This window comes from Streptococcus sp. 477 (genome assembly GCF_013277295.1).
Lineage (GTDB): Bacteria > Bacillota > Bacilli > Lactobacillales > Streptococcaceae > Streptococcus > Streptococcus pseudopneumoniae.
Genome location: NZ_VMMQ01000093.1, coordinates 1 through 9,685, shown reverse-complemented (window position 1 = coordinate 9,685; position 9,685 = coordinate 1). Strand labels below are relative to the sequence as shown.

Genomic DNA, 9,685 nt, shown 5'->3' with positions numbered 1-9,685 from the left:
CCCAACGACTCGAAGTGCCATTAGATTATTTTTTTAATGAACAAATTGAAATTAAATCTAACCTCTCTAATTTCAAGCAATTATCTGCTCGATTATTAGATGACAGAAATTATGACAATTTAGAATATCTTTATAGAATAGAGATTGAACGAAGTACTTTTCTAACACTAGAAGACCGAACTTACCTTGAATGGATTAAAGCTATTATTGACTTCTATCAATATGACAGTAAGTGTGAGGCTATTTCTTCATTGGAAAATATATTATTAAAAGTCTCTTCAAATACTCTGATTTATTTAAAGGCCTTGAATACTCTATCTAATTTCTATTCCTTAGAGGGTCGTGAACAAGAATATGAGGCAAACTACTCTCATTTGATGGAGTTATATCAGACAAAAAATTTTGAGCATCAAGAGTTTTTATTTGGCTACATCAGAGTTCGTTACAATTACGCTCACTACCTAGTATCAAAGGAAAAATATAATGAAGCCATCCAAGAAGCTCTTGAGACTATCGAACTCTGTAAAGAGAGGCAAACAAGTTACCAACTAGCTCCCCTGCTCGTTCTCGTTGGAAATTGTGGAACATAATTCCTTGGCAAAGAACAAGTCAAAAATTATTATATAGAAGCAAGAGAGCTATGCAAGATTTATAACAATCCTTTCTCTGTGAAAATTGCAAGTTTTTCCCACCTTTTCTCAATACTGAAACAACATCTTTCCAGAACTTCAATAATTTCTTTTTGTGTTAAATCATTATTTAACTAAATCTTTGGAGGCAATACGTTTTCAAAGCTACTTTTTACCATAGATTTTGAGCCTTCAACACAGATTACTAAGCCAAAAATGCTCTAAATTTTTGAAATTCTAACAAATGCCACTCAACTTCATCATCATCTTTGACTTTCACAATATCTTCCTCAAAATAACATGGAATAAAGATAGTTTTCTTTTGAAACGGTTGTAGGAGGAAAATCTCTCCTACACTATTTTTGATTCTGAGAGAAAATTGCAAAATATCATCTACCAAACTTTCAATTATTAAGATTTTTTGCAGTTTATCTGAATTAGAATCGCAAGGCTTCTCAATAATATAATTGTCGAATTTTTTCATTCTAACTTTCTCTCCACTATTTCTTCCTTTATCAAGAAAAAGTTACCTCAATATTCATAAAGTACAATTCTAAATTAACTCCAATTATTGATTCATGATAATATTTCGATAACTCATCGTGCAATTAAAAACAAGGATTTTTATTTCAGACGATCCATCGTGAACACTTCATCAGCCATCTCCCAAATTGCCGGATTATGTGTTGCGATAATGATTAGCCTATTATCATCTCGAAGAGATAGCAAAATCTCCATAATCAACTGAGAGGTTGCTGGGTCTATTGAAGCTGTTGGCTCATCTGCCAGAATAAAGGGTGGATTCTTTAAGATAATTTTTGCCAAGGCAACCCGTTGCGATTCTCCGCCCGATAACTCAAAGATGCGCTTATCTAGGTCAAGATAAGCCAGGCCGACCTGTTCTAAAGCCTGCTTCTGCCTCAACCGCTGTTCCGACCGACTCAACTTTTGACCAATGAGACCTAGCTTAAGGTTTTCTTCAATACTTTGGTTTTCAATTAAGCCAAAGTTCTGGAAGAGGTAGCCCAATTCGTGACGGAAAAAATCACTCGATTTATAATTGGCCAAGTCTTTACCTCGGTAAAAAATCGTCCCATCATAAGATTCTAATTTCCCAATCATGTTCATCAAGGTTGTTTTTCCGCTACCACTTGAACCAATTAAGGCATAGACTTTTCCAGCCTTAAATGTCATTGAAAGATTCGAAAATAACTCTCGTTCTCCAAAAGATTTACTCACCTGTTTAAGTTCAATCATATTAACCTCCCTTCAAAACAAGCATGGACATCTTGTTTTCTTTCTGCATTTGGACATGTAACTGTAAAAGAGATAGACCAGTAAAGAGTAACAAGACTAAGAAAGCAACTACTATCTCTACCTGAAGAAATACACTCGCAACAAATCCCAGTAAAAACACACCCAGTTGAGCAAAGAGATAAGTGCGATGGATTTCTAAGAACCTGAGACCTGCAATGCGTTTGATAAAAATGGCACGTCTAAATTCTTCAAAGTAGAGCCTATTCATAGTGTTAAACAACAAGATTGAAGTTGCAATCCCAAGCACAGCTCCTGCTAGCATTACCCAATGTTCCCTCTGGATATTATCCAATAATGTGATGTAGTTGTGGTAACCTGTTTGCATTTCTGAGACCCAATTTTCAATGCCTTGTCTCTGGATAAGCTCCTGGGCATCAGACAATTGATTAAAGAGAACGTAGTTCTGTACTGCGTCTATCCAAAACAAAATGGACTGTGGACCAGTTGATTGGGGTGTTATAACAATGACGATCGGATCTTTCAAAAACTGCTGGTAAGAAATAGGGGTCGTATTATACACAAATCGATCCTGACCTGATTCCAAATAACCTACCGTAGCAGTCATTTGCTGTCGTTCATCTTGACTAGACATGCGACTGGTTAAGTCGTCTTCAAAAACAGATTTATAATGTTCTTCCTCTGAACGGAGGTGTTCAGGCAGCAATAAGACAAACTCCCCTACATTAAGGTGATTCATCTTTTGCTTAATAGTTGTATCTACAGGAATGTTTTGACGCTCCAAGTAATGCGGTGTGACGATAAGGACATTGCCATTCGGGCTGTAATCGTGCCATTCTGTAGAGGTTGTCAAGTTTTTGGAGGAAGCCATGCCATTTTGCAAAGTACGGTCAATTAACTGGTGTCTAGATAAGAAAGCCTTTTGTTCTGAAACAGCCAGATCCATCAATTGATACCAAGTTCTGAGTTTCCTTTGAGCTTGTTCATCAAAACCAGGACTCGTTCCTTCACGGCTGATTGATAGGGTAATCAGTTGTCTTTCCTGACTCCAAACCTCTTGTCCAATCCGATGCTGTTGCCAGGCTTGGGAATACTTTAAGCTACTCCCTATTCCCAGCGTTACAATAATAATCGCTAACAGTTGACCGATTAAAATCAAACTAATGATTCCTCTGACAGGCACTTGCCCTTTTATAATCTGCATCAGGTGTATCTTTTTTATCCCAACTGCGAAGAGTTGAGCGAAAAACAGGGAGATCGACAACAAGATGAGATTATAACTGAGCAAGCCTGCTCCTATGGTCATTAGGGATTGCGTTGGAAGCGACAGAATTTTTTGCATAAGAATGGCGAGCACGCCAGCTAAACTGAAACCAACAGCTATCCCTTTCAAATCCTCACCAACTGGTCTAAGGAAAATGGACCACCGTTTCTCTCCTGAAATGAGGCGAATGCCCGATGACCGTAATTGGCTAATTTGACTAATTAAAGTCAGTGCTACAAAGGTTAAGATGAAAATCAATAGACTGATTAACTGAAATCCGTTACTAAAGATAGCCATTAACGTAGATAGTTTAGATGGAATTGTCAGGTGCATGTTAGTCAAGCCAAGTTGACTTAGCTCTTCCCTTAGCAAGTGAATATCTAGGTGTCCATCGAATACAAAATAGTTTGTTTCAACACTACTACTTTGAGCATCTTCTAGATTTTTTTCCTGAAGCCCATCAGGCAACTTTCCGTCCCCAAAGGTCGTATAAGAAAAAACTGTAGTACCTTCTGAGTTAGGATCTTGGTGTTGAATCGCAATAAAGCTATCTGTTTCTTCTGCTAGTTTTTCCAAGCGTGTAGCAACATGCTGAAAAGTTGTTTCAGGGGAAGAATCACGTACAACAACGTTGGGGTAATAATGGGAGACATATGTATCAGTCCAAATGGTAAATACCCAAACAAAGAACAAACTAGCAAGCAGGTTGGATATGAGTATAAATAATTTTTTCATAGTGCATTCCTTATTCTAAAACAGAGGGCAGAAATACTCCTGCCCTCTATAAACTAACAAGCTTACTGAACTATTGATAAAAGAATCTTCTTCAATTATTCTTTACCATCCCGCATCAAATGTAACTTGCTCCCCAAAATTTGTATTAACAAACGCATAGGCCGCACTACGTGCTCCTGCATAAACTGTTTTTTGATTGTTACGTCCATTACTTCCAACATAGGCCCAGTGATACTGTGAACCATGATAATAATTCGAAAATGCTCCCCAATTATTTGGATCATGATGGCCTCCATAGGTCCACTCGCCACCACGGTGAGAAACTGCCAAAACAGGAAGAGCCAAACTAAATGCCAAAACGGCAAGGGATGATGCAACTACTTTTCTAAATTTTAACATATTATTACTCCTCTGAATGAAATATTATGAAAATGAGCGAAATGCAACTATATATTTTAATTAGAAATCTCAGTCTGAATTATAGTATCCTATTTTTTCCTCCTTTCTAACTGCACGTTCCTTTCTACAGGCAGAGACCTAATTTTATAAACCAATCTTAAATACTTTAGATTTTGTAACTCATAATTTTCAACAGTTGGTTAGCTATGAAAGCATTTTATCAAACATCTCCATTCTTATATCTATCTGGTATTGTTACAAGCTCTCATCAGAATACCTTTCTCTAAATAGTTGAATTTTAAAGTAATATAAAATCAATCAGCCTTCCCAACATCAAGACCATTGGACTTCTTTTGCGATTGCACTCGAATCTCCAATTGTTTATTCTTCTGAATAAACTGTTGGTAAGGAATTGTATTACTAAACATAAAAACACCTAGCAATGCAAATGTAACTAATTTTTTAATTCCACGTTTTTTTCTCATGCAATGAAACCCCTTTCTTTTTTCTTGTTTTTATTCTAACAGATATATTTTATTTAGTCAAGTATTTTTATGTAATTTTTAACTTTTTTTTTTGTTTATTACCATAAAGAATTATTTATTCCTTTAACTTACTATTTTGAACTAAAAATTTTATAATGAAATTAAGCAAATAGGAAGGTTTATTATCTTTAATGAATACACTCGCAGAGAAATTCAGATTGAAAAGAAAAGAGTTGAGACTCTCCCAACGACTCGAAGTGCCATTAGATTATTTTTTTAATGAACAAATTGAAATTAAATCTAACCTCTCTAATTTCAAGCAATTATCTGCTCGATTATTAGATGACAGAAATTATGACAATTTAGAATATCTTTATAGAATAGAGATTGAACGAAGTACTTTTCTAACACTAGAAGACCGAACTTACCTTGAATGGATTAAAGCTATTATTGACTTCTATCAATATGACAGTAAGTGTGAGGCTATTTCTTCATTGGAAAATATATTATTAAAAGTCTCTTCAAATACTCTGATTTATTTAAAGGCGTTGAATACTCTATCTAATTTCTATTCCTTAGAGGGTCGTGAACAAGAATATGAGGCAAACTACTCTCATTTGATGGAGTTATATCAGACAAAAAATTTTGAGCATCAAGAGTTTTTATTTGGCTACATCAGAGTTCGTTACAACTACGCTCACTACCTAGTATCAAAGGAAAAATATAATGAAGCCATCCAAGAAGCTCTTGAGACTATCGAACTCTGTAAAGAGAGGCAAACAAGTTACCAACTAGCTCCCCTGCTCGTTCTCGTTGGAAATTGTGGAACACAATTCCTTGGCAAAGAACAAGTCAAAAATTATTATATAGAAGCAAGAGAGCTATGCAAGATTTATAACAATCCTTTCTCTGTGAAAATCGCAAGTTTTTCCCACCTTTTCTCAATACTGAAACAACATCTTTCCAGAACTTCAATAATTTCTTTTTGTGTTAAATCATTATTTAACTAAATCTTTGGAGGCAATACGTTTTCAAAGCTACTTTTTACCATAGATTTTGAGCTTTCAACACATATTACTAAGCCAAAAATGCTCTAAATTTTTGAAATTCTAACAAATTCCACTCAACTTTATCATCATATTTGACTTTCACAATATCTTTCTCAAAATAACATGGAATAAAGATAGTTTTCTTTTGAAACGGGTTCAGAAGTAACCGTATCAAGTGCTAATGATGCTTGAGTTAATTTACAAGAACCTACTCCAGTGAAATGATCCTATCACATTGCCGTGCTTGCTCCATGTTATGCGTAACAATCAAAATTGTTTTACCAAATTGATCTCTCAAAGTTCGAATCAAATCGAATGCTTTTTGAGACATTTCAGGATCTAACGATCCGGTTGGTTCATCTGCTAGGACAATATCTCCGGGCTTTAAAATAGCTCTCACAATCGCAATTCTCTGCTGTTCACCTCCCGATAATTCATTGACTTTACTATTTAACCGATTTTGTAGACCAACAAATTCTAGCGTTTCCTTGATTCTCTGCTCTTTCTCCTGTCTAGAGAAATTCGAAAAAGTCATGGCAAGCATCAGGTTATCTTTCACACTAGATGTAGAAATGAGTGCATTGGATTGAAAAAGATAGTTGATGACATTCCTTCGATAATGAACTGCTGATTGCGAATTTACCTTAGGCAAAACTTTTCCGTTGATTAGGATTTTACCACTGTCAACAGTATCCAATAGTCCAATCATATTGAGGATAGTCGATTTTCCAGAACCAGAAGGTCCTACTAAAGCTACAAATTCATTTTCCTCAATATCAAAGCTTAAGTCTTTGAAAATTTCTCTTGAACCAAATTGTTTTGATACATTTTGTACTGAAATTCTAGACATGAGATTACTCCTTAAATGATTGTATGATACTCTCTCCTTCTTTACGGAACAAACTGAAGTAAAGAAGCATTATCTGAAAAGCAAATGTAGCTAGTGTCATGACTATTCCCAACTTAGAACCCACCAAGATAGAAACGATTAGTTCCATCACAGAAAAACTAATAATGAGAGAAACCACACCAATATATCTTTTCCATGGTGAGAATCCCATAAAGTATTGAACATACAATTTTTCTTCAAATAACAAGCGGTACATTAAGACAAAACTCCAGAAAATAGCCATCATCGTAATGATGATAATCGCTATAATCGTGCCGAAAAGATAAAATGTATAACTCAGATCTTTTTGAAGACCATTGATAAAGTTCTTGACAGTTGTAAAACTCAACCGATTATCCGTTAAATCTGGAAATTCTGTTTCTAAAACGGACACTACCTGTTCCATTGTTTCCCTATCACGAATCTTCAAAAGACCATTATAGCCGCTGACAACTAAGTTTGCCGACTCCATGAAATATAGATTCTCTGGTGTTGAGACAAAAATAACTGGATTCTCACTAGTTGTACCATAAGAAATGGAATCTGACCAAGTAAATATTGGTCGAGACGGTTGGTAAACCTTGAACATAAATTTCGGATTTTCTGTGAAATTAGTTTGTAAATCTCCCGGTTTTACAGTGACACTTTCCTGTAAATAAGCCTTCATCGCCTCAAGTTCTTCTGTATTGAGCGTGTTAGGTAGAAGATAAAGTCGAGTACCATTCCTCATCTCTAGCAACTCCTCATCACTTAGGGGAATACCTAACTCTTGCAGGTAATTATAGGAGAATTTCAAATACCAAAATGGTTTTTTAGGGACATGTTGGTATGTCCCATAGACTGCATCAAGGTACTCCTGATTAAGAAATTTTCCTTGGGCAATATAGACACCTGGAAGCTCAGATATACGCTGGTAAAAGTTATACATACTACGCTCAAGGGAATTTGTAGTTCCTGCATATGTACCTACATCATCTCCCTCAACAAAGCTGGAGATAACGTACATATCTTCAACATTTTTCCACTCCCTAGATACTTTCATATTATCAATAAACTGATTCGTTGGAGCATCTAAAGAGTAACTGACTGCGATTAACAAACCAGCTACCAAGGTATAGAATAACAAGCAGGTTACCATTAAAGGCTTCATTGGTAATCGTTTATGAATTGCGGCTAATGGAGAAACCGAATAAACAATAATCGTTGGAATAATGAATATCAATAGTAGCAACAAGACTGAGAGGCTGACTCCAGCAAAAACTAGAATAAACGATGATAAACCAAAACTAGACCAGCCTGACAACAACCAACTACATAAAGAGATAATTGGAATAATGTAGATTGAAAATAGTAGAGAATTTTTGAAAAAAGCAGACCATAATTCTTTTCTATCCCATCCTAAAAGAATCAATGTTCCGAAATGTTTAAAGGATTGAAGAACACAGATTAAGAATAGAATCAGTAAAATGAAGGCATTTACTAAGATGCTGATAGCAAGTATTATTCCCCAAATTCCCTGATCAGTACTACTTCCAAAACTTTCTTTTGTCAAATCCTCAACAGAAATACCTGACATCTTTGAAAGATGCAACAGAAAGTTATCTCTTGAGACAGCATCGTGGAGACCATTGATATGGTATATCCCATTGATCGTATTAGTGTTTTGAAAAGTATAATCTAATCGTTCAATGACTACAGGTGTGCTAAATAATAAATCTGGAAGCTCGTAAAGCATATTATTTGAGCCTTTGTCAAGTCCAATAGTCATACTATTATCACTATGAGATAATAAATCTGCAAATTGTTGTTGTGAGACTACTATTTTACCCGTACTTTCAAAATCTGAAAAACCAGCAGAGCTGCCAAGGATGTCTATATAAATCCTATTTAGACCTTCTCCTGTATCACTACTTTCAGAACGTTTTGTCCATATGGACAAGTCACTCTGTTCTAAAAAATAATTAAATACATCTTGTGATTGCTCTTCTGTTAACTTCTGAAGATAAACTGTTACAGTTTCGGAATGATGATTATAACTCTGCCATGACTGTTGATACTGTAAACCTGCTAAAAAAATTGCCACCAGAGCAAGTAAGACACTCTGGATGGCAATCAAAAACAGGATTAAGTATTTCATTTTACCTAATAACATGTTTTTGTATGTCATAGGTACTTACCTACAATTCCAGTAACATTCAGCTGTAGCAGTTCCGATGAATTTAGAAACACGTGCTTCTACTCCAGGTGATTGCCAGCCTGAGAATGCCCCGTTAGCAGTTGCTGAGTGTTCGTAAACACTAGACTGAACATTTGAATAGCTCCAAAGGCCAGCAGTACGACCATAATCCCAATAAACTGCAGTACCTTTATACCAAACTGTTGCAGCTGAAACAATCGAACCACCTGCACCAGCTAAAGTCAGTGCAAGTAAAGATGTTGTAATTATTTTTTTTATGCTTTTCTTCATCGTAAAGCCCTCATTTCTTTCACTTAAAATCTAACAATAACAATGACTGCATTTAGAAATATCAACAAATCATACCCTAGTACATCGGAATCCCTTCTTTCTAATTAAAAATTAGATAAAACAGAAATACTATATAGTTAATAGTATTTTCATCATTTAATCAACTAATCAGCCTTCCCAACATCAAGACCATTGGACTTCTTTTGCGATTGCACTCGAATCTCCAATTGTTTATTCTTCTGAATAAACTGTTGGTAAGGAATTGTATTACTAAACATAAAAACACCTAGCAATGCAAATGTAACTAATTTTTTAATTCCACGTTTTTTTCTCATGCAATGAAACCCCTTTCTTTTTTATTCTAACAGATATATTTTATTTAGTCAAGTATTTTTATGTAATTTTTAACTTTTTTTTTGTTTATTACCATAAAGAATTATTTATTCCTTTAACTTGCTATTTTGAACTAAAAACTTTATAATGAAATTAAGCA

The 9,685-nt window shown here is 35.1% G+C and carries 10 protein-coding genes and 1 pseudogene; 2 read left to right on the top strand and 9 right to left on the bottom strand.

Annotated elements, in window-relative coordinates:
* Nucleotides 1–767: pseudogene (locus HT691_RS11450) on the top strand (XRE family transcriptional regulator); the annotation flags it as partial.
* 67 nt (nt 768–834) lie between these two features.
* Here the strand turns inward: HT691_RS11450 and HT691_RS11705 are convergent.
* From HT691_RS11705 to HT691_RS11580, 5 genes are all read right to left on the bottom strand, one after another.
* A complete protein-coding gene (locus HT691_RS11705) occupies nt 835–1,113 on the bottom strand; it encodes a hypothetical protein (RefSeq protein ID WP_000712965.1) in 279 nt (92 codons plus the stop codon).
* A 140-nt stretch (nt 1,114–1,253) separates the two neighbouring features.
* Nucleotides 1,254–1,886: an ABC transporter ATP-binding protein gene (locus tag HT691_RS10375; RefSeq protein ID WP_023934537.1), complete on the bottom strand. Its 633-nt coding sequence runs from the start codon at nt 1,884–1,886 to the stop codon at nt 1,254–1,256.
* A gap of 1 nt (nt 1,887) precedes the next feature.
* Entirely contained in the window at nt 1,888–3,903 is a 2,016-nt protein-coding gene (locus tag HT691_RS10370) for a DUF1430 domain-containing protein (RefSeq protein WP_054388490.1), read from the bottom strand.
* A gap of 102 nt (nt 3,904–4,005) precedes the next feature.
* A complete protein-coding gene (locus HT691_RS10365; protein WP_000911559.1) occupies nt 4,006–4,302 on the bottom strand; it encodes a lactococcin 972 family bacteriocin in 297 nt (98 codons plus the stop codon).
* 314 nt (nt 4,303–4,616) lie between these two features.
* A complete protein-coding gene (locus tag HT691_RS11580; protein WP_001227862.1) occupies nt 4,617–4,787 on the bottom strand; it encodes a PhrA family quorum-sensing system peptide in 171 nt (56 codons plus the stop codon).
* A gap of 191 nt (nt 4,788–4,978) precedes the next feature.
* Here HT691_RS11580 and HT691_RS10360 point away from each other — a divergent pair, with 191 nt between their 5' ends.
* A complete protein-coding gene (locus tag HT691_RS10360) occupies nt 4,979–5,797 on the top strand; it encodes an XRE family transcriptional regulator (RefSeq protein WP_172925364.1) in 819 nt (272 codons plus the stop codon).
* Nucleotides 5,798–6,044: 247 nt separating this feature from the next.
* Here HT691_RS10360 and HT691_RS10355 read toward each other — a convergent pair whose 3' ends face one another.
* The 4 genes from HT691_RS10355 to HT691_RS11575 form a co-directional block, all read right to left on the bottom strand.
* On the bottom strand, nt 6,045–6,686 hold the full coding sequence (locus tag HT691_RS10355) for an ATP-binding cassette domain-containing protein (RefSeq protein ID WP_000087002.1): 642 nt from the start codon (nt 6,684–6,686) through the stop codon (nt 6,045–6,047).
* Nucleotides 6,687–6,690: 4 nt separating this feature from the next.
* Nucleotides 6,691–8,892 carry an ABC transporter permease gene (locus tag HT691_RS10350; protein ID WP_000221426.1) on the bottom strand — a complete coding sequence of 734 codons (2,202 nt, stop codon included), beginning with the start codon at nt 8,890–8,892 and terminating at the stop codon, nt 6,691–6,693.
* Nucleotides 8,893–8,898: 6 nt separating this feature from the next.
* The gene (locus HT691_RS10345) at nt 8,899–9,192 is read right to left on the bottom strand and encodes a hypothetical protein (protein ID WP_000748217.1); all 294 of its coding nucleotides are present in this window, start codon (nt 9,190–9,192) and stop codon (nt 8,899–8,901) included.
* Between the two features lie 164 nt (nt 9,193–9,356).
* Nucleotides 9,357–9,527 (bottom strand): PhrA family quorum-sensing system peptide, encoded by a 171-nt coding sequence (locus tag HT691_RS11575; protein WP_001227862.1) that lies wholly within the window; start codon nt 9,525–9,527, stop codon nt 9,357–9,359.
* Nucleotides 9,528–9,685: the final 158 nt, after the last annotated feature.